Source organism: Pseudoclavibacter endophyticus, from assembly GCF_008831085.1.
GTDB classification, from domain to species: Bacteria; Actinomycetota; Actinomycetes; order Actinomycetales; family Microbacteriaceae; genus Pseudoclavibacter; species Pseudoclavibacter endophyticus.
Window position 1 is genome coordinate 1,554,092 of sequence record NZ_WBJY01000001.1, and the last position, 25,562, is coordinate 1,579,653.

18 protein-coding genes, 1 tRNA gene and 1 pseudogene are annotated in these 25,562 nt (G+C 69.4%); 15 read left to right on the top strand and 5 right to left on the bottom strand.

Annotated features, from left to right (window positions below; translation table 11 throughout):
• Positions 1–26 precede the first annotated feature (26 nt).
• The 8 genes from dnaG (at position 27) to F8O04_RS06995 (ending at position 10,622) form a co-directional block, all read left to right on the top strand.
• On the top strand, positions 27–2,102 hold the full coding sequence (gene dnaG, locus F8O04_RS06960; RefSeq protein ID WP_158028541.1) for a DNA primase: 2,076 nt from the start codon (positions 27–29) through the stop codon (positions 2,100–2,102).
• 94 nt (positions 2,103–2,196) lie between these two features.
• Positions 2,197–3,033, top strand: coding sequence for an oxygenase MpaB family protein (locus tag F8O04_RS06965; protein ID WP_188726224.1), 837 nt, complete (start codon positions 2,197–2,199; stop codon positions 3,031–3,033).
• Entirely contained in the window at positions 3,030–4,058 is a 1,029-nt protein-coding gene (locus F8O04_RS06970) for an ATP-binding cassette domain-containing protein (protein WP_158028543.1), read from the top strand. Before F8O04_RS06965 ends, F8O04_RS06970 begins: the two co-directional genes overlap by 4 nt.
• On the top strand, positions 4,055–5,098 hold the full coding sequence (locus F8O04_RS06975; RefSeq protein WP_158028544.1) for an NAD(P)-dependent oxidoreductase: 1,044 nt from the start codon (positions 4,055–4,057) through the stop codon (positions 5,096–5,098). Before F8O04_RS06970 ends, F8O04_RS06975 begins: the two co-directional genes overlap by 4 nt.
• 81 nt (positions 5,099–5,179) lie before the next feature.
• Entirely contained in the window at positions 5,180–6,121 is a 942-nt protein-coding gene (locus tag F8O04_RS06980; RefSeq protein ID WP_225734906.1) for a DUF368 domain-containing protein, read from the top strand.
• Positions 6,122–6,227: 106 nt separating this feature from the next.
• Positions 6,228–6,300 (top strand) — tRNA-Asn (locus F8O04_RS06985).
• 449 nt (positions 6,301–6,749) lie between these two features.
• Positions 6,750–9,635, top strand: a complete 2,886-nt coding sequence (locus F8O04_RS06990) for a DUF7507 domain-containing protein (RefSeq protein WP_158028546.1) — start codon at positions 6,750–6,752, stop codon at positions 9,633–9,635.
• A gap of 234 nt (positions 9,636–9,869) precedes the next feature.
• Positions 9,870–10,622: an alpha/beta fold hydrolase gene (locus F8O04_RS06995; protein ID WP_225734907.1), complete on the top strand. Its 753-nt coding sequence runs from the start codon at positions 9,870–9,872 to the stop codon at positions 10,620–10,622.
• A 114-nt stretch (positions 10,623–10,736) separates the two neighbouring features.
• Here F8O04_RS06995 and F8O04_RS07000 read toward each other — a convergent pair whose 3' ends face one another.
• Together F8O04_RS07000 and F8O04_RS07005 are read right to left on the bottom strand one after the other, a co-directional pair.
• Positions 10,737–11,618 carry a manganese catalase family protein gene (locus tag F8O04_RS07000; protein ID WP_158028548.1) on the bottom strand — a complete coding sequence of 294 codons (882 nt, stop codon included), beginning with the start codon at positions 11,616–11,618 and terminating at the stop codon, positions 10,737–10,739.
• Between the two features lie 139 nt (positions 11,619–11,757).
• Positions 11,758–13,905 carry an MMPL family transporter gene (locus tag F8O04_RS07005; RefSeq protein ID WP_225734987.1) on the bottom strand — a complete coding sequence of 716 codons (2,148 nt, stop codon included), beginning with the start codon at positions 13,903–13,905 and terminating at the stop codon, positions 11,758–11,760.
• A 281-nt stretch (positions 13,906–14,186) separates the two neighbouring features.
• Between F8O04_RS07005 and F8O04_RS07010 the strand changes: the two are divergent.
• Positions 14,187–15,086, top strand: a pseudogene (locus F8O04_RS07010) (tetrahydrofolate dehydrogenase/cyclohydrolase catalytic domain-containing protein); the annotation flags it as partial.
• Between the two features lie 74 nt (positions 15,087–15,160).
• Here F8O04_RS07010 and F8O04_RS07015 read toward each other — a convergent pair.
• Together F8O04_RS07015 and F8O04_RS07020 are read right to left on the bottom strand one after the other, a co-directional pair.
• Positions 15,161–17,185, bottom strand: a complete 2,025-nt coding sequence (locus F8O04_RS07015; RefSeq protein ID WP_158028550.1) for a vWA domain-containing protein — start codon at positions 17,183–17,185, stop codon at positions 15,161–15,163.
• 8 nt (positions 17,186–17,193) lie between these two features.
• Positions 17,194–18,582, bottom strand: a complete 1,389-nt coding sequence (locus F8O04_RS07020) for a sigma 54-interacting transcriptional regulator (protein WP_158028551.1) — start codon at positions 18,580–18,582, stop codon at positions 17,194–17,196.
• A gap of 100 nt (positions 18,583–18,682) precedes the next feature.
• Between F8O04_RS07020 and F8O04_RS07025 the strand changes: the two genes are divergently transcribed.
• The 4 genes from F8O04_RS07025 (at position 18,683) to F8O04_RS07040 (ending at position 22,497) form a co-directional block, all read left to right on the top strand.
• The gene (locus F8O04_RS07025) at positions 18,683–19,321 is read left to right on the top strand and encodes a histidine phosphatase family protein (protein WP_158028552.1); all 639 of its coding nucleotides are present in this window, start codon (positions 18,683–18,685) and stop codon (positions 19,319–19,321) included.
• Between the two features lie 8 nt (positions 19,322–19,329).
• A complete protein-coding gene (locus F8O04_RS07030; RefSeq protein ID WP_158028553.1) occupies positions 19,330–20,082 on the top strand; it encodes an SCO1664 family protein in 753 nt (250 codons plus the stop codon).
• Positions 20,083–20,286: 204 nt separating this feature from the next.
• A complete protein-coding gene (locus tag F8O04_RS07035) occupies positions 20,287–21,378 on the top strand; it encodes a M23 family metallopeptidase (protein ID WP_158028554.1) in 1,092 nt (363 codons plus the stop codon).
• A gap of 210 nt (positions 21,379–21,588) precedes the next feature.
• Positions 21,589–22,497, top strand: a complete 909-nt coding sequence (locus tag F8O04_RS07040) for a M23 family metallopeptidase (protein WP_188726223.1) — start codon at positions 21,589–21,591, stop codon at positions 22,495–22,497.
• Between the two features lies 1 nt (position 22,498).
• Here the strand turns inward: F8O04_RS07040 and def are convergent, their stop codons facing one another.
• A complete protein-coding gene (gene def, locus F8O04_RS07045) occupies positions 22,499–23,074 on the bottom strand; it encodes a peptide deformylase (protein WP_158028556.1) in 576 nt (191 codons plus the stop codon).
• A gap of 35 nt (positions 23,075–23,109) precedes the next feature.
• Between def and F8O04_RS07050 the strand changes: the two genes are divergently transcribed.
• Positions 23,110–24,144, top strand: a complete 1,035-nt coding sequence (locus F8O04_RS07050) for a DMT family transporter (RefSeq protein WP_225734908.1) — start codon at positions 23,110–23,112, stop codon at positions 24,142–24,144.
• Positions 24,145–24,192: 48 nt separating this feature from the next.
• Positions 24,193–25,560, top strand: coding sequence for a glycosyltransferase (locus F8O04_RS07055; protein ID WP_308420187.1), 1,368 nt, complete (start codon positions 24,193–24,195; stop codon positions 25,558–25,560).
• Positions 25,561–25,562 lie beyond the last annotated feature (2 nt).

Genomic DNA, 25,562 nt, shown 5'->3' on the forward strand with positions numbered 1-25,562 from the left:
GGGTTCGCATCCCTTAGGATTCGCGCATGGCGCGCATCCGGAAAACTGACATCGAAGAGGTGCGCAGCCGGACCGATCTCGCCGAGATCGTGGGCGATTACGTCACGCTCCGCAACGCCGGCGTCGGCTCGATGAAGGGGCTGTGCCCGTTCCACGATGAGCGCACGCCGTCCTTCAACATCCGCCCAGCACTCGGCCACTTCCATTGCTTCGGCTGCGGCGAGTCGGGTGACGTGTATTCGTTCCTGCAGAAGATCGACCACATCACCTTCACCGAGGCGGTCGAACGGCTCGCGGCGAGACTCGGCTACACCGTCACCTACGAAGACGGGGGCTCGGTGCCCGACGGCTCTCGGCGCATCCGCCTCTTGCAAGCGAACCGGGCGGCCGAGGCGTTCTTCCGCAGCCGGCTGGCGACGCACGACGCCGCGCCCGCGCAGCAGTTCCTCGGCGGGCGGGGGTTCGATGGGCCGGCCGCCGAGCACTTCGGTGTCGGCTACGCGCCCAAATCGTGGGACGCCCTCAAATCGCACCTCGTTGGCGAGGGCTTCACCGATCAGGAGTTGCGGGATGCGGGACTCGTCTCGGTCGGCGACCGCGGCTCGAGCTACGACCGGTTCCGCGGCCGAGTGGTATGGCCGATTCGCGACACGACCGGCCAGACCGTCGGGTTCGGCGCGAGGAAGCTGTTCGACGACGACCAGGGCCCGAAGTACCTGAACACCCCCGAGACGCCCGTCTATCACAAGCAGCAGGCGCTGTACGGGCTCGATCTGGCCAAGCGCGCGATCGCGCGCGATCGTCGTGTCGTCGTCGTCGAGGGATACACCGACGTCATGGCGGCGCACCTCGCCGGCGTGCCCGCCGCCGTCGCGACCTGCGGCACGTCGTTCGGCGTCGACCACATCAAGGTGCTGCGGCGCATCCTCGACGACGAGTCGGGCAACGGCCGCGTGATCTTCACCTTCGACCCGGACGAGGCGGGGCAGAAGGCCGCGATGAAGGCCTTCGAGGAGGAGCGGCGCTTTGTGGCGCAGACGTTCGTGGCCGTGGCTCCCGACGGGTACGATCCGTGCGACCTGCGCCTGCACCGCGGTGACGCGGCCGTGCGCGACCTCGTCGACACCGCGGTCCCGATGCACGAGTTCGTCATCAAGCGGCAGCTCGAGGGACACGACCTCGACACCGTCGAGGGGCGGGTTGCCGCGCTGCGGCAGGCCGCACCCGTCGTGGCGGGCATCCGCGACCCCGCCATCCGTCCCGGTTACAGTCGTCAGCTCGCGCGGTGGCTGGGCATGGACCTGCCGATGGTCGAGCGCGCGGTGACGCAGGCCGGCCGTGGAGCCGGGCGGGGCGGGGCTCGTGCCGCTTCCGGCGGGGCGACGCCGAGTGGCGGTCAGGGGCGTTCCGGCTGGGGGAGAGGGGCGCAGTCTTCGGCTCACCGGTCGTCCACCCGCTCGGCCGACGGGTGGATCGGCGACCCGCCGCCAGGCCCCAACGAGCAGCGGCGGGGCGTCGAGCTCGGCGGCGTGGGCGCGCCGCGCGGTCGGGATTCCTTTGGTGGAGGCGCCGGCGGAGCGGGAGCGGCAGGCGCGAGCGCGGCGTTCGACGCCGGGATGCCGCCGATCCGCATGGCGGACCTCGGTGCCGACCCCGTTACGCGGCTCGAATCGCAGGTCGTCATGGCGCTGCTGCAGTACCCGACCGCGCTGGAGCGCGGCGTGTTCGAACGGATCCTGGCGTGCGAATACGCGAACGCCACACTCGCGACCGTCCGCGACGGCATCGCCGCGTCGCGGCAGGCGATCGGAACCAACCGGTGGATCGCGATCGTCTCGGAGGAGGTGCCGCAGCAGTTCGCCAATCTCGTCAGCGAGCTGGCCGTGACGCCGCTTCCGACCGGCGACGACGACGCGCAGATCACCGCCTATGTTCGCGCCATCGGCGCCTCGCTCATCGAACGCGACCTGCTGCGCCGGAAGGCGGAGCTGCTCGGAGCGCTGCAGCGCGCAGACCAGGCCGCAGATCCGGAGCGTTCGCTCGAGCTGCAGCGCGCGCTCGTCGAGATCGAGAACGAGAAGCGTGCGCTGCGTGAGGAGTAGCCGGCGGGCACGTGCCACATCGACGGTGGCAGGCGATGCCGCAACGGCGGGCAGACCGGAGGGCGACGCCGACGCCCGGTCTCTGACTCGCCGGGTGACATCGGAGGGCATCGTCATCACGGGCGGGGCCTGTGCGATCCTCCTGCAGCTCGCGGATCCGAGAGTGGCGCGGGGCGTGCGCCGACACAGCGATTTCGCCGCCGCCCCGACCCGACGCCTCCTGCACACGCTCACCTACGTGTCGGCGATCGTGCATGGTGATGCGCGCGACATCGAGGGCGTGGTGCGAGACGTCGAGCGCGCGCATGCGCCCGTACACGGCGGCGATGGGAGCGGCGCCGCTGCTGGCGTTGCGTACGACGCCAACGAGCCCGACGCCCAGTTGTGGGTCGCGGCGACGCTGTTCTGGGCGGCCAGAGCGATGCACCGACGGGCGTTCGGCTCCTTGTCGGCGGCCGATCAGGAGCGTTTGCTGCGAGGCTTCGCCCCCATCGCGACCGCGCTGCGCGTGCCGCCGCGGGCGTGGCCGGCCTCCGTTTCCGCATTCGACGCGTGGTTCGACGAGCGGGTCTCGACGGCACGGGTGACCGACGACGCGCGAGCGGCATTCGCGCAGCTGCGTCGCCCAGGCGGCGCCGAGTGGTGGGTGCGCGCGACGCTCCCGCTCGCGTGGCAGCTCGGGCTCGCGATGCTTCCGACCGGCGTACGGCGCCAGTTCGCTCCCGCGTGGGGGCGCAAGCACCGCTTCGTGGTCGAGCTCGCGCTCGCCGTCGCCGTGCCGGCGTACCGGATGCTGCCACGGCGGGTGCGCACGCTTCCGGTTCGCGTGCTGCTGCGCGAGCTGCGGCGACCCCGCAATGAGTGCCCCGGCGTCGCATCAGCAGTGCCGGGCTACCATGATCAGCACGCGATTCGGACGGAGGGGCAGTGACGACGCACGAGCAGGGTGCAGCCGCCCGCGTCTCCCCGGCGACGGGCCCGACCCCCGCGATCGTCGCGGACGATCTGTCGATCTCGTACATCGAGCACGGGGCCGGCAGCCGTTATGAGGCACTGTCGGGAGCGACCTTCGAGGTCGGGCGAGGGGCGATTCTGGGGATCGTCGGAACCGCCGGATCCGGCAAGACCGCGCTGGGCCGCGTCCTGTCCGGCCGAGGCTTCGAGGGGCGCGACTCGTGGCCATTTATCTCGGGGGGCACGCTCCACGTCGCGGACCTCGACCTTCGCCGCCCGTCGCGCGGTGAGCGCCGACGCATCACGCTCGACATCGGCTACCTCGCGCAGGGGAGCGGTGACGAGCTGCGCAACGATCTCACGGTCGCCGAGAACATCGCCGAGCCGATCCTGTCGCGCGACCGCACGTTCGATAAGCGCAAGCTCGGTCGGGCCGCCGCGCTGCTCATCGACGCGGTCGATCTCGAGCTGGGGATGCTCGGCCGCTTCCCGTTCGAGCTGTCGCGCGGCCAGCGTCAGCGCGTCGCGCTCGCCGCTGCGCTCATCGTGGAGCCGAGCGTGCTCGTGGTCGACGAGCCGGCGCAGGGCGTCGACATCATCGCCCGCCCGGCGCTGTTCCGGCTGCTCGAACGGATCAACGCGGCTCGGCAGTGCACGATGGTGATCTTGAGCCACGACCTCGCGACCGTGCAGCGGCTCACGAACGACGTGCTGGTGCTCGACCAGGGGTTCGTGATCGCCCGCGGAACCATCGACGAGGTGCTGTCGTCGAGCGACCACCCCTACGTCCAGCGGATGCGCGAGGCGCGGGAGTTCGCGCAGGCTCCGCTGCCCGGTCTGGTGGACGACGAAGCGCTGCAGGCGGTCGAGCGCGTCGCCGACGGTCTGTTCGAGGACATCGATGATGACATCGAGGCGCGCCTGGACGCGCAACGCGCGGAAGAGCAACTCGCGCGGCAGCGGCCAGAGTTCGCAAGGTTCCAACAGGGAGACACGGAATGACCCATGAGACCGTCCAGACGTCGAAGGCGAACCGCACCGCGCTCGCGTACAGCCACCGTTCCCGGACTGCGACTGAGGCCGAGCTCGTGGGCGACGACCGGCGGCCCGCCGTCGGCGCCGTGACGATCCTGCCTGCCGATCGCGGGCTGGCCGGCGGGGAGTCGGTGCTCGAAGCGGCGGGAGCGACGCTCGTGCCGCTCGGCGACGAGACGCGCGGTCTCATCTTCACGTCGCCTCGCGACGTCGACGGGCTCATCGACGCGCTTGAGCGCCACCCGCAGATCTCGTGGGTGCAGTTGCCGTTCGCGGGCATCGACCACTTCGCGGACCGGCTCAAGCCGCACGCCGAACGCGGTGTGTTCTTCACATCGGCCAAGGGCGCCTACGCGCAACCCGTCGCCGAGCACGCGCTGGCCCTCGCGCTCGCACTGCAGCGCCAGTTGCCGATGCGGGCGCGAGCCACCTCGTGGGGTCGCCAGTCCGGGCTCTCGCTGTACGGCGCGAACGCGTTGATCCTGGGGGCCGGCGGCATCTGCCTCGAGCTCATCGACCTCATGCGTCCTTTTGGCGTCACAGTGACCGTCGGGCGCCGCCTCGCCGCGCAAGCCGTGCCCGGCGCCGATCGAACGGTCGACCTCGACGGGTTCCGCGCCGCGATTCCGGAAGCCGACGTCATCGTCCTCGCCGCGGCCGCGACCGGGGCGACGCGCCATGTCATTGCCGACGCCGAACTCCGCGCCATGAAGCAGACGGCTGTGCTCGTGAACATCGCTCGGGGCCCGCTCATCGACACCGAGGCGCTCGTGCGTGCCCTTGACGATGAGCAGCTCTTCGGGGCCGGGCTCGATGTGACGGATCCCGAGCCGCTGCCGGACGACCACCCGCTGTTCTCCCACGAACGAGCGATCATCACGCCGCACTCGGCGGACACTCCCGACATGATCAAGCCGCTGTTCCTCGAACGCTGCCGTGCCAACGTCGAGGCATTCCTGTCGAGCGGTCGTTTCATCGGCGTCGCCGACCCCGTCCTCGGGTACTGATCTCCCGAGCGTCCCCGGGCGTCCGCGTGCCCGCCGGCGGCGGACATGCGGAGCGCGCCGCCCTTCCGAGAAAGCTGTCGTGTGAACTTCCTTCGCATTCTTCTTGACCTGGTCCGTGGGGCCCTCATCGGGGTCGTCGAGATCATCCCCGGGGTGAGCGGCGGCACCGTGGCCCTCATCGTCGGGATCTATGAGCGGCTCATCGAATCGCTCAGCGAGTTCCTCCGGGGCATCGCGAGATTCGTCGTCGACGTGCTGCGCGGACGCGGACTCGCGGCCGCTGGAGCGCATTTCGGCCGGGTGGACTGGCGGCTCGTGATTCCGGTCGTCATCGGCATGGGCATCGCGCTGCTGACGGCGGCACGCGTCGTCGCTCCGCTCGTCGATGAGCATCCGGTCGAGGCCCGGGCGCTCTTCGCTGGACTCATCATCGTCGCGCTCTTCGTGCCCGCTCGCATGGTCGGCTGGCCGTGGCGCGCGCACGAGTGGGCGCTTGCAGTGGTCGCGGCCGTCGCCGGTTTCGTGATCTCAGGCCTACCACCGGCGTCCTCCGACGCCCCCGCCCTGCCCCTCGTCGCCGTCGCCGGCGCGTTCGCCGTGTGCGCGCTCGTTCTGCCCGGACTGTCCGGATCGTTCGTGCTCCTCGTCATCGGCGTGTACGAGCCGACGCTCGCGGCCCTCAACGACCGCGACTACGGCTATCTCGCGGTCTTCATGCTGGGCATGGTCATCGGTCTGGCGGTCTTCGTGCAGGTCCTTCGCTGGCTGCTGCGTCGGCACCACCGCATCACGCTCGCGATCATGACCGGACTCATGGCCGGCTCGCTTCGCGCGCTATGGCCGTGGCAGGGCGGCGATCGCGAACTCCTCGCTCCGAGCGGCGAGGTGCTGCCGGTGGCGCTCTGGTTCCTGCTGGGCGCCGTCATCGTCGTAACGATGCTCATCGCCGGCCGGGTGATCGAGCGCCGGGCGGGAGCGCGAATCGACTCGCGGGGGAGCGCCTCGACCCGTCGCGGCTCATGACCCGCCGTCGGGCGCGGCGCCTTATCGACTGCGCCGCACCTGACGGGTCGGCGATTTCGTCGCACGCGCCGCCTTTGCTACAGTATCGGGGTTGCCAACGCAGCATTCCCCGATAGCTCAATTGGCAGAGCAGCCGGCTGTTAACCGGCAGGTTGTTGGTTCGAGTCCAACTCGGGGAGCAAGAGTCTTCTGTCCGATGCTGCGTCGGCCTTCCGCCACGATGGCGGTATCCGTCTCTCGCGCAACGGCGGGACGCCCTTCTCGGTGCGGTCGCGATCCGATCGACTCACGGCGATGGAACGGGTGCATGGCGAGAAGCTCGTCGCACGCTCGCTCGATGGTGAACCGACGGTGAACGTTGTCGAAGGCGACGCTGAGACCGAACGAGCCGTCGGACCACTCCAAAGCGACGCATGATCGTGCCGCAGGCAGAGGGAAATGGGTGCTCGTCCGCCGCGAGGACGCGGCGTACGGCCGCGCCGTCGCGGCCTCGATCGATCGGTTTCCCGCTCGGCATCAGCGCGTCGTTTCCGTCGGCTCGAGGGCGATGGATGGACGTTTCGGACGCTCAGGGAACTCACAGCCGCATGTAGGGTGAAGCTTGTTCACCGGATCGAAGGAGACCTCTGTGCCCCCGAACACTCTCGTGAGACGCCGCGTCCTGGCGTCTGCCGTCGCGCTCGGCGTCGCGGCTGCAATCGCCGCCCCTGTCGCTATCCCTGAGGCAGCGTCAGCCGCTACGACAGGCGCGCTGACCATCACTGATGAGTCGTCATCGCCGGACCGTTACGTGCCGGAGAACCTTCCGGCGAAGTACCCGTCCGTGGAGGCGGTCGATCCGAATTCGAATCCGCAGGCATTCTGGGACGGCGGGGAGTTCACGTTCCCGGCCGACCTCGCCCCGGCACGCGGTGACACGTACCCGATGGCCATCGGTGGGGTGAACGCACCCACCGATCCCATCTGCACGAGCGGTGGAACGGTCGACCTCACGCTCTCCTTCGACGTCGAGCTGATGGGCCCCACCGCGGGCGTCGGCGGCACGGCGGATGCGAGTTTCGTCCTCGACGGCACGACCCGCGTCGGCACGTCCACGGGCCTCCCTCCGTACAACACTCCACTCGGCTGGAGCGGCACGGTGACGACGACCGCCACGGTTCCCGTGGAGCAGCTCGTCGACGGGCGACTGACGTACTACGTCGCTCTTGAGGGATTCCACAACGGTTCGAGGTCGTGGGACGCAAGTGGTCTGACGCTGGACTACTCGCTGGCGTGTCCTCCCGTCGCCGAGGACGACGAGACATCGACGTATGTCGACGAATCCGTCCAGCTGGATCCCCTCGCGAACGACTCGACCGACCCGTCGACCACGCTCGACCCCTCGTCGGTGCGATTCCTCGATGAGAGTGGAAACCCGGTCGACACCCTTCTGACCGAGCAGGGGGAGTACTCGGTCGACACGGCGACCGGTGTCGTCACTTTCGCGCCCGCTGAAGGATTCACCGGCCTGACCGACGCCGTCACGTATCAGGTCGCGAACAGCGACGGTCTCCTCGCCACTGCGCTCATCACGATCGACGTGCTGCCGTTCAGCCCGGCGATGACGCTCGTGAAGGACGGCGAACTCGACGACGCGAACGAGAACGGCCTCGCGGACGTGGGTGAGACGATCACGTACACGTTCACCGTGGAGAACACCGGCACCGTTCCCCTGACCGAGGTTTCGATCGCCGACGCGAAGGTGTCGGGGATTCAGCCTTCGTCGCAGTCGGTCCCGGTCAACGGCATCGCCACCTTCACCGCTTCGTACGTGGTGACTCAGGCTGACGTCGACAGCGGCTCCGTCTACAACGAGGCGAGCGCTTCGGGCACCGATCCTCGCGGCGGAACGGTCGCCACTGACACGGCCGACAACGAGGTTCCGGGTACGGACCGCGTGCCCGGCCTGACAGTCGACAAGTCGAGCACGTTGCACGACACCAACGAGAATGGCTTGGCCGACGTCGGCGAGACCATCGACTACTCGTTCCTCGTCACCAACACCGGCAACGTCACGCTGCACGACGTGACCGTCGAGGATCCCAAGGTCGGCGAGATCGTACCGGCGTCCGTGACGCTGGGCCCGGACGATCAGCACACGTTCACGGCCTCCTACACCGTGGCCTCCGAAGATGTCTCGCTCGGCGAGGTCTACAACACCGCGTCTGTTTCGGCGATCGACCCGATCAACGAGGACGGCGAGCGCTACGTCGGCGTTCCCGACTTCGACCGGGTTGAGACGGTCCCGCCGGCTGCGCTGCTGACGCTCGAGAAGACCGGCGCACTGACCGGTGATGTCGATGGCGACGGGCTCGCGGACCTCGGCGATGTGGTGACCTACACGTTCGCCGTCCACAACGCGGGCAATGTCGATGTCGCCGACGTGCGCATCAACGATCCGCGCGTGTCCTCGACGATGCCGGAGAGCATGGACATCGCCGTTGGCGGTACAGGGACGTTCACCGCCGACTACACCGTGACGCAAGACGACGTCGATGCGGGTGAGGTCGCGAACACGGCAACTGCCGAGGGCGCGTATGTGACGCCCGAGGGTCCCGTCTCCGTGAACTCGAGCCCGTCCACGGACACCGTCGGTGCCGACCGTGCCCCGGCGCTCGAGGTCGTGAAAGACGGTGTCCTCGACGACACGAACGAGAACGGCCTCGCCGATGTCGGCGAGACGATCAGCTACACGATCACCGCGCACAACCGCGGAAACACCACCCTCGTGGATGTCGTCGTGTTCGACGAGCGTGTCGACGGTCTCCAGCCGGTTTCTGCAACCATCCCGGTCGGAGAGAGCGTCGAGTTCGTTGCCGCCCCGTACACGGTCACCCAAGCGGACGTCGATGCTGGCAGCGTCACGAACACTGCTTCGGCTCGCGGGCGCGTGCCGAATGGCCCCGAGATCACGTCGCCTCCCGTGGACAACGTGATCAACGTGCCCGCCGCGGATCCCAGCCTCACGATCGAGAAGTTCGCGGATCTGCAGGACGCCAACGACAACGGCACGGCCGATGTCGGCGAGGAGATTCTGTATTCGTTCGATGTCGTGAACACCGGCAACGTGACGCTCAGCGATGTCGCCGTGATCGATGACCGGATCAGTGCTCTCGTGCCAGCGTCCATCGACACACTCGCGCCCGGCGAACGATTCACGTTCCTGGCCGACCCGTACGTCGTGACGGAGGCCGACGTCCAGTCCGGCGGTGTGGTCAACGTCGCTTCGGCAACGGGCATGGCTCCGGGTGCGGACGAGCCGACGGAGTCCGAGAGCGACACGGTCACGACGGTGACGACGGTGATCGTTCCGCCGACGACGCCGCCGACGCCTGATGCGGCAGGGCCCGACGATGACGGGTCGCTTGTCACGACCGATGGCGCGTTGGGGCTCGCCGGGCTCGGCGCCCTCGCGCTGGCCATCGGCGCGTTGATCACCGGCGGACTGCTGGTCCGTCGCAACCGCGTCAGTTAGCCACATCGCCAAGGGCCCGGTCGTTCGTCCTGAACGACCGGGCCCTTCGGGGTGCTGCGGCGCTCGATACCAAAGTGCCACACGATCCTCGGATCAGCGGTCGACGTGCCGACGGTGACGTGCCGTAGCGCCGCAGTCGGGCACGATGTGGGGATGAGAACAAAATGAGTGAAGTGAGCCTCGCTGTGACGAGAGAGAGCGGGGTTGGAAATGATGCGTGACCGACGAAGGACCGTGCGTCACGTCGAACTCGAGGGTCTCAGGTTCCGCGTCATCGAATCCCGGCATCCGGCGGACACGCCCGTCTTCGTTCTTCTCCACGGAATCGGCGTCTCCCACCGGTACCACGCTCGCCTGCACCGGCGGCTGGCGGCGGCGAGCACGGTGATATCGATCGACCTCCCCGGATTCGCCGGGCTCCCAAAGCCGCTGGACGACGTGGACGTGGCCACGATGGCGAGCGCGCTCGCAGGCCTCCTGCACGCATTGCGTCTCGGCCCGGTCGTGCTCGTCGGTCATTCGATGGGCACGCAGTGGGCCGTGGAAACGGCGGTGCAGCGCCCTGATCTCGTGACGAACGTTGTGCTCATCGGTCCCGTGACCGATGATCGTCGCCGAACCGCAATGGCGCAGTTTCGTTCGCTCGCGCTGGATTCGCTCGGAGAGCTGCCGTGGACCAACGTGATGGTCTACACCGACTACGTTCGCTGCGGTATCCCCTGGTATCTCACCCAGTTGCGCCACATGCTCGCGTACCGGATCGAGGAGCGCGTCGCCGAGGTGCGCGTTCCGGTGCTGATCATCCGTGGCGCTCGGGACCCGATCGCCCGGGAGGACTGGTGCCGTCGACTTCGTCAGCGGGCTCCGGCCTCGACCCTCGTGCGGATTCCGCACGGCCACCATGTCGTCCAACGGTCGGCGCCCGGTGCCGTGATGTCCGCCATCCTGGCGCACGTGACCTCGACGGGTCGTCGCCCGGCGGCCTGACGCTCCAGGGCCGACGTCACGACCGTAACGGTCCCGCAAACCACGAGCGTGGTCCGCGAGACCGTCAACGGCACAGGAGCACCGACCGCCAGCGGGGTCTGGCGGGACGGAGGATCACTCCTTCTTCAATGCGTCCTGCGCGGCTCCCGCCGCCTTTTCGACGATGTTCGGCAGCTCTGTCGTGCCATAGAAGCGCGTGTCGGGGTGCGTAGGCGGCGGCATGGGCACGCCCGGTTCCGGCTCGGCAACGTAGCTGAACTCGCCGCGGCCGTCGGGGGTCGGCCCGGACGCCCACGAGCCCTCGCTCGCGTGCGCTCCGTCGGAGAAGTTGATGTACTGGTAGGCCACGTCGCGCTGCTCCTTCGAGAGCGGAAAGTTGCTCGGCACGGGGAGCGTCTCGGTGCCCTCGGCCTGGAGCTCGGCCGCCGCGGCGAGCCACTGATTCTGGTGCATGGTGTCGCGCGCCAAGAGGAAAGACAGCAGATCGCGGACGCCGTGGTCGTCGGTCATGTGGTACAGGCGAGCCACTTGCAGGCGTCCCTGCATCTCCGCGTTGGCGTTCGAGTGGAAATCGGCGAGCAGGTTGCCGCTCGCCGTGATGTAGCTGCCCATCCACGGGTTCCCGTTGCTGTCGACCGGGCGGGCGCCCGCGCCGGCCACGATGGCCTGTTGGACGTCCGTGCCGCCGACGACCGCCGCGACCGTGGGGTCCTCTTGGACGGCGTCGTCCGTGATGCCGAGCGGGGCCTTCTCGAGGAGCCTCGCGATCATCACGGCGAGCATCTCGACGTGGCCCATTTCTTCGGCGCCGATACCGAAGACAAGGTCGCGGTACTTTCCGGGGATGTGCATGTTCCATGCCTGGAACTGATATTGCATTGCGACGGAGATCTCACCGTATTGACCGCCGAGCACCTCCTGGAGCTTGCGCGCATAGACCGCATCTGGTCTCTCCGGGGTGGCGGTGTGCTGCAGTTCCTGCCGGTGAAAGTACATTTTGCTCCAATCGGCGGCCGTCGTGGTCGATCGGTCGTAAGCCGGCCATTGGCGGCGGTCCGCGTCAACTCAGGCTAAGGAAGCCATGGCACTCTCCGGTCCCGATTGCGCACCTGTCGATGAACGACACAGGGCGCACTCAGCGACCGCCTGGAGGGTGCCGAACCCGGTCGTCGGTGTGCAGCAGTCTCCGTGACGGCCACCAGATCGCCCGCCCGATGTCGATGGAAAGCGCCGGGACGAGTAGCGATCTCACGACGATCGTGTCCAACAGCACGCCGAACGCCACGATGAACGCGAGCTGCGCGAGGAACAGGATTGGAATGACACCGAGCGCCGCGAACGTCGCGGCGAGCACGACGCCCGCGGAGGTGATGACGCCGCCCGTGACAGCGAGGCCGCGCACCACGCCGGCCCGCGTGCCGTGCAGCAGCGACTCCTCGCGCACGCGCGTCATGAGGAAGATGTTGTAGTCGATGCCGAGCGCGACGAGGAAGACGAAGCCGTAGAGGGGCACGGCGGGGTCAGCGCCTGTGAACCCGAAGACGTGATTGAAGACGAGCGCCGAGACGCCCATCGCCGTGCCGAACGACAGGACCGTCGTGAGAACGAGCAGCACCGGTGCGAGGACCGAGCGAAGCAGCAGCATGAGGATGGCGAGGATCACGAGCAGCACGATCGGGATGATGAGGTTGCGGTCGCGCACGGAGGCATCGTTGGTATCGATCGCCGTGGCGGTGACGCCGCCGACGAGCGCCGTGTCGCCGAGCGCCGCGCGCACGTCGCGGATGGTCTGCTGGGCGGCTGCCGAGTCGGCGGTGTCGACGAGCGTCGCCTGCAGGAGCACCTCGCCTCGCACGACGGTGGGGGCGGACGGGGGAGTGCCCGGCGGTCCGATCGCCTGTACGCCGTCCTCGGTTACCGGGGCCGTCCCGCTCGGCGACTGGGCCGAAGTCACCGAGACCGAGTCGATCCCGGGGCTGGCGAGCAGCGTCGCGGCCGTCGATTCGAGCGCGGACTCGTCGGTCACGATGTAGGCGGGGCTTCCCGAGCCGCCCGGGAAGTGCTCGGCGAGCGCGATCTGGCCGTCGCGCGCATCCGACTCCGAGAGCACGAGATCGCTCTGCGGCACGCCCTCGGCCTGCAGCTGCACGACCCCGAGTGCGCCTCCCAGCAGCACCGCCGCAGTGGTGACCCAGATCGTTCGGGGTCGCTTCACGATGACTCGGCTCAGCGCCGCCCACACGCCCTTGGACGACGGCGCATCGACGCCAGACGCGCTGTCGGGGTCGTACCCGGTGCGGCGAGGCCAAAATGCGGCACGTCCGATGACCAGCAGCAACGCGGGCAGCAGGCTGAGTCCGGCGAGCATGGCGAACACGATGCCGATCGCCGCGACGGGGCCGAGGGAGCGATTCGATTCGAGGTCGCTGAGCAACAGACAGAGGAGGCCAGCGATGACGGTGCCGCCCGAGGCCAGGATGGGCTCGAACGACCCCTTGAGCGCCGCGCCCGTTGCGGCCCATCGCGTGGGATGCACGCGAAGTGCCTCGCGATATCGCGCCACATAGAGCAACGAGTAGTCGGTGGCGGCGCCGATCACCAAGATGAACAGGATGCCTTGGGTCTGCCCTGACAACAGCACCACCCCGGCCTTCGCCAACCACCACACCGTGAGCAGCGCGGTGCACAGGGCGAACATGCTTGTGGCGAGCACGGCGAACGGGAGTACGGGAGAGCGATAGACGATGACGAGGATGATCAGTACCGCTGCCAGCGCCACGAGGAGGAGCAACCCGTCGATACCGGCGAAGGCCTCGACGAGATCGGCCGTGAACCCGGCGGGCCCGGTCACGTAGGCGTCGACGCCGTCGGGCGTGCTCGACGCGAGGGCCGCCCGGATGGCCTCGACGGCGACGTCCAGATCACCGGCGGCGTCGATCGGAACGAACGCCTGCACCCCTTGGCCGTCGTCCGACGGGATCGCCGGCGAGATCTCGTCGACGACGGCGTCGATCCCGTCGATCTCGTCGAGGACGGCGTCGATGCCGTCAATCTCCTCGGCGGACAGCTCGCTGTCGCTCGTGAACATGATGATCGCGGGGATCGCGTCGACATCGTTGAAGTCGCCCAACCGGTCTTGCACGACGGTCGCGTCGGCTGTCGAGGGGAGATAGCTCGTGCCGTCGTTCGACGACACCTCGCTCACGCGTCCGAAGTACGGCCCGCCGACCGCCGCGGCGACGAACCACACGGCGATCAGCACAATGGGAAGGCCGACGCGCACCCAGGCGGGGAGGCCACCGGGACCTCCGGCCCCGTGCCGCCCGCCACGGTCGGCGTGGTGGTGCACACGGCTGTTGCCGTTGCCGGCCTTTCGTTCGGCAGTGCGGCGCTCGGAGTCGGAGGGCGGGTGTGCAGTCACGGCCTCGGCCTTTCTCGTGCGCAGCGAGCGCGGTGGTGGTCACGGTAACACCGTGCGACATCAGCGCGCGGCAAGGCGGGTAGGCGATGATGCGCGGGGCGGCCGTCACGATTCGGTCGCCCTCACGGCCGGAGAGGAGAGACATGTCGCAATCAGCAGCCACGGTGCTCGATGGACGGGCGACCGCAGAGCGTATCAAGGGCGAGCTCGCTGCTCGGATCGAGCGGCTCAAGGAGCACGGCATCACCCCCGCCCTCGGCACGCTGCTCGTCGGCGACGACGAGGCGTCGCGCTCATACGTCGACATCAAGCACCGCGACTGCGCCGACGTCGGCATCGAGTCGGTGCGCGTCGAGCTACCGGGCGACGCAACTCAGGGCGACATCGAATCCGCTGTCGACCGGCTGAACCGCGACCCCGCGGTGACCGCATTCATCGTGCAGCTGCCCCTTCCGTCCGGCATCAACGAAGCCGCCGTGCTGGAGCGGGGAGATCCCGCCAAAGATGCCGACGGACTGCATCCCGTCAATCTCGGGCGGCTCGTCCTCGATGTCGACGCCGACGTTTCGACCGGCGCGTCCCTACCGTGCACGGCGTCCGGAGTCATCGAACTGCTCAAGCGGTACGGGATCGCGCTGGACGGCCGGCGCGTGATCGTCATCGGCCGTGGCGCGACGATCGGTCGGCCCCTCGGCCTGTTGCTCGCGCGCGAGGGCGTCGATGCGACCGTCACCGTCGCACATGAGCGCACAGCAGACCTCGCGAACGAGGTTCGCCGTGCGGACGTCGTCATCGCCACGAGCGGCGAGGCCAACCTCGTCCGGGCCGACTGGATCATGCCCGGCGCCGCCGTTCTCGATGCCGGCAGCACGCGCGTCGGCACGTCCGAGACCGGGAAGGCGAAGCTGGCCGGTGACGTGGACCCCGAGGCCGCCGGCGTCGCCGGCTGGCTCACGCCGAATCCGGGCGGGCTCGGGCCAATGACGCGGGTGATGCTCCTCGTCAACGTCACGAACGCGGCCGAACGCGCGGCCGGGCTTGCTCGTCCGGAGCCCGAGTTGCGCCGGCTCGGCGACGACTTGCCCGACGACGCCGACTCGTCCGAGCGCGGGCAAGGTTAGTGCTCGTCGGTGTCGCCGCGGCGTGATCGGGCGCGCAGGAACTCTCCGACGACCGCCGCGCCCAGGTCGTCCGGGTCGGGCGAGACGACGGTTCCGCCCACGCGATTCGCCATCGCGGCGAGGAACGACTCGAGCCCCGGGTCGTCGCCAAGTCGGAAGAACGTCACGTCGGCACCGAATCGCGCGACCCTATCGAGCTCCCGCACCGTCGACGCGAGGGTCGACGGGTCCGGCGGATACGAGAACCAGGGTTCGCCGCCGGGGAGCAGCTGGGCGGTCGGCTCGCCGTCGGTGACGATGAGGAGGACAGGTTGCTGGCCGGGGTGCGCGCGAAAGAAGCGCGAGGCGAGCAGCAGGCCGTGGTGCAGGTTGGTGCCCTGCTCGTGTCGGGGCGCCATACTCGTGAGGGCGTCGATGCCGAGCCGCTGCGCGTAGAGGCCGAAGCTCACGAGCTGCAGATCGTCGCCTCGAAACCGCGTCTCGATGAGGTGGTGCAGCGCGAGAGCGGTCCGCTTCATCGGCACCCAGCGTCCCTCGGCGGCCATCGAGAACGAGGTGTCGACGAGCAGCGCGACCGCCGCCCGGCTTCGCGCCTCGGTCTCGCGCACCTCGATGTCATCGACCGTGAGGCGAACGCGCCCGGCAGCGCCGAGACGCGGCCCGAGGATCGGCGACGGCGCGGACGAAACGTCGCCCGCCTGGCGGACGATGGCATTCGTGATCGACGCACCGACGTCCCACGGCTCGACATCGCCGAACTGCCATGTCCGCGTGGCACCCGTCTGCTCGCCGGCCGATCCTGCGAGGCGGGTGTCGCGGCGACCGGTGCGCTGCGACAGGCGATCGGCGGCGGCTCGGAGCAGCGAGCGGCCGAGGCGCCGGACGGCGGCGGGCGAGAGGCGTAGATCTCCGTCGGCGCCCACGCGGAGGTGCCCCGAACGCTGGAGCGCGCGCTCGATCGCGGCCAGTTCGCGAGCGGAGACGGCCGCGTCTCCACCGAGCTGCGCGCCGAGGCGTTCCACATCGATGGTCGAGAGCGGCGAACCGTCGCTCGCCTGCGCCAACTGCTCGGCGAGCCGATCCAGATCGGCCAGGTCTTCGAGGACTCCCGTGCCGTCGCCCATGCCGAGCCCCTCGTCGCCCTCGAATGATTCGGCACCCGACCAATCGAGGCCGGGGCGAAGCGACTGCAGGGCAGCGTCGATGCGGTCCAGCTGGGCCATGAGCTCGGGCGAACCGAAGGCCTGCGCCGAGAGCGTCAAGAGCTCGTCGCGCTGCTCGGGAGTCATGGACCGCAGCATGCGCGCGGCGGCGGCCGACCGCTTCGCGAGCGTATCGATGAGCTCGTCGATGCTCTGCGGTCGCTCGGGGAACTGGTCGCCGTGCTCGGCCATGAACCGCGCGAAGTCGTCGTCGGTGTCGTCGCCGCGCGAGTGCTTGTCGAGCAGCTCGCCGAGATCGCGCAGCATTTCGGTGATCGCCGTGCGGTCGTCATCGGTCGCGCTCTCGAGCGCCCGCTTCATGCCGGCGAAGCGAGCGTCGAGCTGTTCTCGACCGAGCAGATCCCGGATGTGCTCGAAGGTCGCACGAGCATCCGCCGACTGCCAGTCGTAGTTCGCGAGGGAGGTGACGGCCGCCGCAGTTGAGTCCGGCAGGTCATTGAGCTGCAGCTCCCGGAACGTCCGGTCGGTGTCGTCCAGGCCGACATCCCGCGCCAACTGCCCGCGTTCCTGCAGGACGGCCCGATCGAGGAGTTTGCGGACCTCGTCGAGCGTGCCGCCGAGGCTGTGACGCCGCAGCAGGTCCTGCCGGCGCCGGTGGACGCGCCCGGCGAGATCGTCGAGACCGGCGCGGCCGCGCCCGCCGCGGCGCAGGTACTCGCGCAGCGCCTGCTCGGGAGCGTATCCGGCCATCACGTCATCCGCGATGCCGTCGAGGGCCTCCGACAGGTCGAACGGCGGCGCGAGCGGGTCCGGGCCGTCATCGAACCTGCCGTATCGGTACGCGCGCTCTGCCGCCATGGGATCGCCTAGCCGTAGACCGTCGCGCCCGCGTCGCGATCCTTGGAGAGTCGTCGCGCGAGGAACAGTCCCTCGAGCGCGAGCTCGATCGCGGCGGCGCGGGCGCCGGGCTCCGTTGCCGAAAGACGCTCAGCGATCTCGTCGTACAGGTCCGGGTCGGTGAGCTCGGGAAGCGACGCGAGAAAGTCGTCGGCCGTGACGTGGTCGCCTGTCACGATGGTGCGCTGCCCGTCGAACGCTTCGACGAGCGCGCCGAAGTCGAGGCCGCGGAAGTGCTCACGGACGGTCTCGACGGTCGCGACGCGGAGCAGATGCTCGAGGATCTCGGCCTCGCGTCCCTCCTCGCCCGGCTCGAACTCGAGCTTGCCGCGTAGCACGTCGGCGGCCGTCTCGAGATCGACGAGGCGGGCGACGGCAGCATCGGCAGGGTGCAGTGCGGAGCGGCGCCTGGCCGCGGCGGCGACGGTCTCCGCTCCAGCGATCGCGAACCGCGCCGAGACGCCCGAGGCCTGATTGATCGCCGGCGACTCGCGAAGCTCGCGCGTGAAGCGGGCGAGGATCTCGAGCACAGCATCCGGAACCTCGGCGGTCAGATTCGCCTCCTGCCTGATGACGGCGAGCTCATCGGCGAGGTCGAGCGGATAGTGGGTGCGAATCTCGGCACCGAACCGGTCTTTCAGCGGCGTGATGATGCGCCCGCGGTTCGTGTAGTCCTCGGGATTCGCGGAAGCGACGACGAGGACGTCGAGTGGAAGCCGGATCACGTAGCCCCGGATCTGGATGTCGCGCTCCTCCATCACGTTCAGCAGCGCGACCTGAATCCGCTCGGCCAGGTCGGGCAGCTCGTTGAGGGCGACGATGCCCCGGTTCCCGCGCGGCACGAGGCCGTAGTGGATCGTCTCCGGGTCGCTGAGGCGGCGGCCTTCCGCAACCCGCATTGGGTCGACGTCGCCGATGACGTCCGCGACCGACGTGTCGGGGGTCGAGAGCTTCTCGACGTACCGCTCCGACCGGTGCCGCCAGGCGACCGGCATGTCATCGCCCTCCTCGGCGACACGCCTGCGGGAAGCTCCCGTGATGGGATCGAAGGGGTGCTCGTGCAGTTCCGAGCCCGCGATCTCGGGCGACCACTCGTCGAGCAGGCTCACGAGCGTGCGCAGCAGGCGGGTCTTCCCCTGGCCGCGCTCACCGAGCAGCACGACATCGTGACCCGCGATGAGCGCCCGCTCGAGTTGCGGAATCACCGTGTGCTGGAAGCCGTGCAGCCCCGCCCACGGATCGACCCCATCGGCGAGTGCCGCGAGCAGATTCTCGCGCAGTTCGTCCCGAAGGCCGCGCAGCACATGGCCGCTCGCGCGAAGTGCCCCGAGCGTCCGGATCTCTGGCTGTTCACTCACGTCAGCCACGTTAGACGCCGAAGGTTCCGGATACGTGTGCGGACCGATGTGGGCGAACGCCCGCGGCGAACCCCGCGCCGGCGACCTAGTGTGGAACGCGATGAACGCCGAGCAGCCCCCGACCCGCATCCTGCTGGTCCGCCATGGAACCACGCCAACGACGGGGCGCGTGCTCCCGGGCCGCGCGCCCGGCCTCCACCTGGCCGACCGGGGGCGGGACGAGGCCGAAGTCGTGGCCGAGCGCCTCGCGCCCCTGCGCCTCGACGCGATCTACGCGTCGCCGCTCGAGCGCACGGTGGAGACGGCCGAGCCGACGTCCCACAGGACCGGCCTCGGCGTGCGCCGGGAGGCTGGACTGCTCGAATGCGAGTTCGGGGAGTGGACAGGCCGGGAACTCGGCGACCTGGCGAAACTGCCGGAGTGGGCGACTGTGCAGCGCACGCCGTCGGTGTTCCGGTTTCCAGGCGGCGAGAGCTTCGCCGAGCTCCGCGATAGGATGCGCGAGACGATCGAGCGCATCCGCATGGCGAACGAGGGGGGAACCGTCGCCTGCTTCTCCCATGCCGATCCCATCCGGGTGTACGTGTCCCACGCGCTCGGCATGCCCCTCGATGCGATGCAGCGCATCAGCATCGCGACCTGCTCGGTCACCGCGCTCTCGTTCGGCCGTGACGGCAGTACGAGCGTGCTCACGGTGAACTCGACCAGCGCGCCGCTCGGCGAGCTGCTCGTGACGTAGGGACACCCGTGTCCACGCCCGAGAACGATGCCGACGCGTTCGACGCGACCGGCACGCCGGGTGAGCACGACGCGCCGGATGCACTCGAGCACGGCGACATCCAGCTCGTCGGGCGCTTCGTCGACAGCAGCAACGAGACGTTCCTCGTCGAGCTCACCTGCGGTGATGAGCAGACGTTCGCCGTCTACAAACCCGAGGCCGGCGAGCGACCCCTGCACGACTTCGAACCCGGCCTGTACCGTCGCGAGCGGACCGCGTACTTGCTCAGTGAAGCGCTCGGCTGGAACCTCGTGCCGCGCACCGTCATCCGACACGACGCCCCGTTCGGCGTCGGATCGCTGCAGCGCTTCATCGACGCCGAGCCGGGGGAGCACTACTTCACGCTGTACGCCGACGCACCCGAGACGCACGAACAGCTGCGGCGCCTCGCGGTCTTCGACGTCGTGGCGAACAACACCGACCGCAAATCGGGCCACGTCCTGCGCGATCGAGACGGACACGTGTGGGGTATCGACCACGGGCTGTGCTTCGCCGCCCCGCTTAAACTCCGGACGGTGATCTGGGACTTCGCGGGCGACGAGATCACCCCGGACCTCGTCGACGACGTCGCCCGGCTCGTCGACGAGGTGCCGGAGAGCATCGCCGAACAGCTCGACGACAGCGAGGTGCGCGCGATCCGCGGTCGGGCCCGGTACGTCCTGGCGGCCGGGCGCCTGCCCGTCGATCCGACCGGTATGCGGTATCCCTGGCCGCTCGTCTGAGGGTCGCGCCGCCCGACGAGGTGCGGACTCGCTGCGAATCGTCCTTGATCTCCGTGTGCGCTGCCTGCGCGCGCCTAGCATGACAATCGTGCGGCGTTCACCGTCGAACCCCGCACCGGCGGCCGGTGGGCCGCCGACCCCTCAGCGCGACGCCGGGCTGCAATGGCCGCAGGGGCGCAGAAGATGTGAAAGGCGGATGCCTCGGTGACTCCAGCACCGGAGACGACCGGACGCCGCTCGGCGCCCAGCGCAACAGCCGTAAGCCCCGAACCGGCGCGCGCGTGGGCGCGGGGCCGGCGCACGCATCCACTTACCGCCGCCCTCGCCGGCATCGTCAGCGTGCTCGCGGTGTGCGTCCCCGTCGTAGCGAACGCCCTCACGGTGCGAGACGGCGGCGACATCGATCTGGTGGCCGAGGGCCAGCAGGCACGAGCCCCGCACGGCGCGCTTGTCGGTCTCCCCGTCGGCGAGGTGTTCAGGGCCGACACCGGGCTCGGAGTGTCGACCGGCGCCGCCGACGGGTACACCGAGGGCGTCGTGCAGTGGCCGCTCGCGTCACGCGACGCCACCGTCACGTCTCGATTCGGCCCCCGGGTCTCACCGTGCGGAGGCTGCTCGTCCAACCATCGCGGTGTCGACTTCGCGGGGCCCGTCGGCGTGCCGGTCGGCTCGATCGCGGACGGTCACGTCATCTCGGCGAGCTACGGCGATAACGGGGGTCTCGGCATCCACGTGGTCGTCGAGCACGCCATCGACGGACGCACAGTGCAGTCGGTCTACGCGCATCTCGACCACGGGAGCGTGACCGTGCGCGTCGGTGACGCTGTCGACGTCGGCGAACGCGTCGGGTCGCTCGGCAACACCGGCGCGTCGACCGGTCCCCATTTGCACCTCGAGACGATCGTCGACGGCGTGCACGTCGACCCCCTGAACTTCCTCTACCGCTACGCCGATGGCCGCGACGTCGAGATCACCGACCGCCCGTCGCTCCCGTGGGCGTCTCCGGAGCCCGGCGCCGAGGGGGAGGGCTGGACCCCGGACCAGACGGTGACCACGTATCCTCCGGGCCCGACGGCACCCGCGCCGGTGGAGGTCGAAACGCCCGAGCCCGCTGAGACCAGTGCGCCGAGCGTTCCCGGGGACACGGGCGACACGCCGGGAGGCACGGAGGACGGCGACGAACCGGGGGAGTCGGCGACCGGTGTCACCCCGGGCGGGGAGGAACCGGATGCTCCCGGTGAGGGCGGCCAGGCCGGCCCAAGCGGCTCCTCGCCCGGCGAACCCGACACCGAGTGACTACCCGCCGTTCACCTTGAGTGGCCAGAGTTGGTCGTTGGCCGGTCCTGAGCGTCACCGATCGGCTCGATGACCAACTGATCGCCCTCAAGTTCTCGAGTCACGCAGGTGCCGCCGTGCACGCCGCGCGCGCTCGGAAGAAAGGCCAGCGGCCTCGTGACCGACCACCGCTCAACCTCCGTTCCCTTTGCTTTCGCCGGACGCCCCGTCGTGCGCCGCGCCACCGTCGTGACGCTCGCGGCCGGCGTACTCGCTGCGGCCGCGACATGCCTGCCCGCACCGGCACAGGCGTCGACCGGCAGTGCTCCGGGCGGCGCCGCCACGCGGACGACGACGGACGGCGCCCTCGACTACCTCGTGCAGTGGCCCCTCGAGACCGGCGACGCCACGCTCACCAGCGGCTTCGGATGGCGCGTCTCGCCGTGCGCCGGGTGTTCGTCGAATCACCGGGGGCTCGATTTCGCCGCCCCGACCGGCACCCCGATCGGGGCGATCGCTGACGGTGTCGTCACGGAAGCCATGTACACGGACGGTGGCGGTCTCGGGCTTCACGTCGTCGTGGAGCACGAGATCGACGGTCACAACGTGACGTCGGTCTACGGTCACCTCGACTATCAGAGCATCACCGTGGAGGTCGGCGACGAGGTTCGGGCGGGCGAACGGCTCGGCTCCGTCGGCAACACGGGCGCTTCCACTGGGCCGCACCTGCACCTCGAGACGATCGTCGATGGCGTGCACCGCGACCCGCTTGCCTTCCTCCTGCGCTACGCCGACGGCGCGGACGTCGAGATCACCGATCGTCCGTCCTTGCCGTGGCTGCCGGCCGCGCCCGCTGACGAGCCCGCGGCGCCGCCGATCACCGAGCTGCCGGCGGTGGACGCCGCGACCGAACTGCTGAACGCGCCGATCGAGGTCGCCGTTCAGCCCGGCGGCTCAACCGGCATGGGCGGCGGTGTCGGCGACGGCGCAGGAGCGTCAGAGTCGGGGCTGGGCGATCCCGGGACCGCGCCCGCCGCGCCCGAGGCGCCCGCGGACGGGACCGGCCTCGGGGGCGGCCCGCAGGCTCCGGCGGACGGGGACGACGGGGCGGGAGCGACGGCCGGGCTCACCGGCGCCTGAGTCACCCCTCGAGGTTGTCGCGCCCCGGCAGCCACGACATGCCCGGTCCGCCCCACGAGCGCTTCCGCATGACCTTGAACGCGTCCTTGTACCAGGGGTGCAAAAGGCGATCGACGTAGATGACCCCGTCGAGGTGGTCGTACTCGTGTTGCAGCACTCGTGCGAACCAGCCGCTCGCCTCGAGCTCAAAGGGCTCGCCATCGAGGTCTCGCGCGCGCATCCGTACCGATTCCGCGCGGCGCAGCGGATAGCGCTCCCCGGGAAACGAGAGGCACCCCTCCGACTCGTGCTCGTCATCGAGCTCGTCGAGCGCCTCGGGCACGAGCGGCGCCTGCCACAGCACCGGGTCGATGGCGACGCCCCGACGCTCGGGGCCGTCGTCGTCTCGGTATCCATAGGTGAACAGTCGTTTACCGACCCCTACCTGCGGGGCCGCGAGCCCCACGCCGGGCGCCGCATCCATCGTTTCGAACATGTCGTCGACGAGGGCGCGAATCTCGTCGGTGATGTCGCCGACCGGCGTCGCAGGCTCGTGCAGCACGGGCTCGCCGTAGATGCGGATGGGGAGGATTGCCATGGGCTCAGCGTATCGGCGGACTAGAATCGCCGTTCGTGCATCCCCTCGCAGCCGTTCTGGCAGAAACCTCGCCCGTGGCCGCTGTCGCGCATGGGCTCGGCAGCGACGACGTGCTGCAGCAGGTCAGCGGGCTCACCCCCCTGCAATCGCTCGGCATCCCGATCGCGCTGCTCGGGGCCGTCTTCATGTCGCTCGGCGCGATCTACCAGCACCGCGGCGTGACCAAGGTCGAGGCCGCGAGCCGTCACGAGGCGGCGCACGGCCTCTCACCCCGCCATCTGGTGCGGCTGCTCACCCGCCCGAGCTGGATCGCCGGAACCGTCATGCTCGGGCTCGCGATCCTGCTGCAGCTCACGAGCCTCGCGCTCGCGCCGCTCGTGATCGTGCAGCCGCTCGGCGTCGTCTCGCTCGTGATCACGACGCTCGTGACGGCGCGGCAGATCCGCATCCCGCTCTCGCCGCAGAAGTGGCTAGCGGTCGGGATGTGCGTTGTGGGGGTCGGCGCATTCGTGACCGTCGCCGGGTTCTACTCGGTGCAGGTCGTCATCGTGGAATGGCAGATCGTGACCGTGCTCCTGGTCATGGTCGCCGTGATCGGCGTCTACGCGCTGCTCTTCGCCCTCTTCCGGCGCAAGTCGAAGGCCCTTTTCTACATCGTCGGTGCGGGCGTGATCTACGGATTCGTCGCAACGCTCGCGAAGATCACGATCAATCGGGTGCAACACGGCAACGTCGAATGGCTGACGCTCATCTGCATCGCGGGCATCCTCATCGGCACGGCGGCAGGCGCGTACTTCGTGCAAACGGCCTATGCGTCCGGCCCGCCCGACATGGTGATCGCCGGTCTCACCGTCATCGACCCCCTCGTCGCAGTCGTCATCGGGGTGTCGGTACTGCTCGAGGTCAACGGGGCGCCGTGGTTCACCTACGTGCTGTTCATCATCTTCGGCGCACTCGCCGTTGCCGGCGTGGTCGTGCTCGAGCGCGGTCAAACGATGGCCGAACTCGACGCGACGAAGAAACGGGCGCTCGGCAGGTCGGCAACGGAGCGCGACCCGGGTACCGGTTAGGCTGCAAGGCGACCTTGCTCGCCGCCACCACACGGGCAAGGCGCTAACGTGAGGACGTACGTGCAGGCATCCGGAACCGACCACGCAGGCCGCGAACCGCGGGCGAAGCGCGACCGCCTGACCATCATGCTCCCCGCAGACACGTTCAGCCCGAATGTCAACGGCGCCGCGAAGTTCACCGAGAACCTCGCGATGGGCATGAAGGCTCGCGGGCACGACGTGCACGTGGTCGCGCCGGCGGCCAGCCGCCGGCACGGCCGGTTCACCGAGACGTACGGGGACGAACCCATCACGGTGCACCGGGTGCGTTCATACCGCTGGTTCAAGCACGACTGGCTGCGATTCGTCGTCCCGTGGCGCGCCCGGGCGCACGCCAGGCGCATCCTCGACGAGGTCCAGCCCGACGTCGTGCACTTCCAGTCTGCGGTGATCCTCGGCCGAGCCTTCTCGATCGAGGCGAAACGACGCGGCATCCGCGTCATCGCCACGAACCACCTGATGGTCGAGAACGTCATCGAGCACTCGGGCATCCCGAAGTTCCTCCAGCCCACGGCGGCCAGCATCTGGTGGCGCGACGCGAGCGCAACGCTTCGGCGTGCGGCCGCGGTGACGACCCCCACGCGCCGCGCCGCCGATTTCCTCGAGGCCAACGGCGGCGTGAATGACGTGCTCGCCATCTCGTGCGGTTTGCGTACCTCTGACTACACGGCGCAGTTCGGCGAGAAACCGGAACGCCGCATCCTCTTTCTCGGCCGGGTCACGGGCGAGAAGCAGATCGACGTGCTGCTCGAGGCGTTCCGTCGGCTGCCCACCGACCTCAATGCCAAGCTCGACATCGTGGGCGGGGGAGACCTCCTTCACGCGCTGCAGCGGCTCTCGGCGAAGCTTGGCATCGACGACCGCGTGACGTTCCACGGACTCGCGACCGACGCCGAGGTTCGGCGGATGCTCACGGATGCGACCGTCTTCGCGATGCCGTCGATCGCGGAACTGCAGTCCATCGCGACGATGGAAGCGATGGCGTCGGGGCTGCCCGTCGTGGCGGCGAACGCGATGGCCCTGCCACACCTCGTGCACCACGGCCAGAACGGCTTCCTGTTCGAGCCGGGCGACGCGGGCGATCTCGCCAGGCGCCTCGAGTGGGTGCTCCGGGCTCCCGCCGCCGAGCGCGACCGGCTGGGGAGAGAGGGGCTGCGGCTCGTTCAGGTGCACGACATCGACCGCACGTTCGACCTGTTCGAGCGGCTCTACCTCGGCGAATCGATCGCTGACGTCGCGGCCGACTCCGTGAATGAGCAGGATCATTCGCTCGACGGGGCGCCGCGCACCGGCACCATCACGCTGCCGGAGACATCCCGACCGCCGGCAGACCTCCCTTCGGCCGAGGGCCGCCGAGGTGACGGAGCCGAGGCGTGACG

Excerpts from the sequence above, each read along its gene's own strand:
- F8O04_RS07025 (WP_158028552.1), top strand. The coding sequence starts at position 18,683 with ATGAACGCCGAGCAGCCCCCGACCCGCATCCTGCTGGTCCGCCATGGA.
- dnaG (WP_158028541.1), top strand. The coding sequence starts at position 27 with ATGGCGCGCATCCGGAAAACTGACATCGAAGAGGTGCGCAGCCGGACC.
- F8O04_RS06975 (WP_158028544.1), top strand. The coding sequence starts at position 4,055 with ATGACCCATGAGACCGTCCAGACGTCGAAGGCGAACCGCACCGCGCTC.
- F8O04_RS07015 (WP_158028550.1), bottom strand. The coding sequence starts at position 17,185 with ATGGCGGCAGAGCGCGCGTACCGATACGGCAGGTTCGATGACGGCCCG.
- def (WP_158028556.1), bottom strand. The coding sequence starts at position 23,074 with ATGGCAATCCTCCCCATCCGCATCTACGGCGAGCCCGTGCTGCACGAG.
- F8O04_RS07000 (WP_158028548.1), bottom strand. The coding sequence starts at position 11,618 with ATGTACTTTCACCGGCAGGAACTGCAGCACACCGCCACCCCGGAGAGA.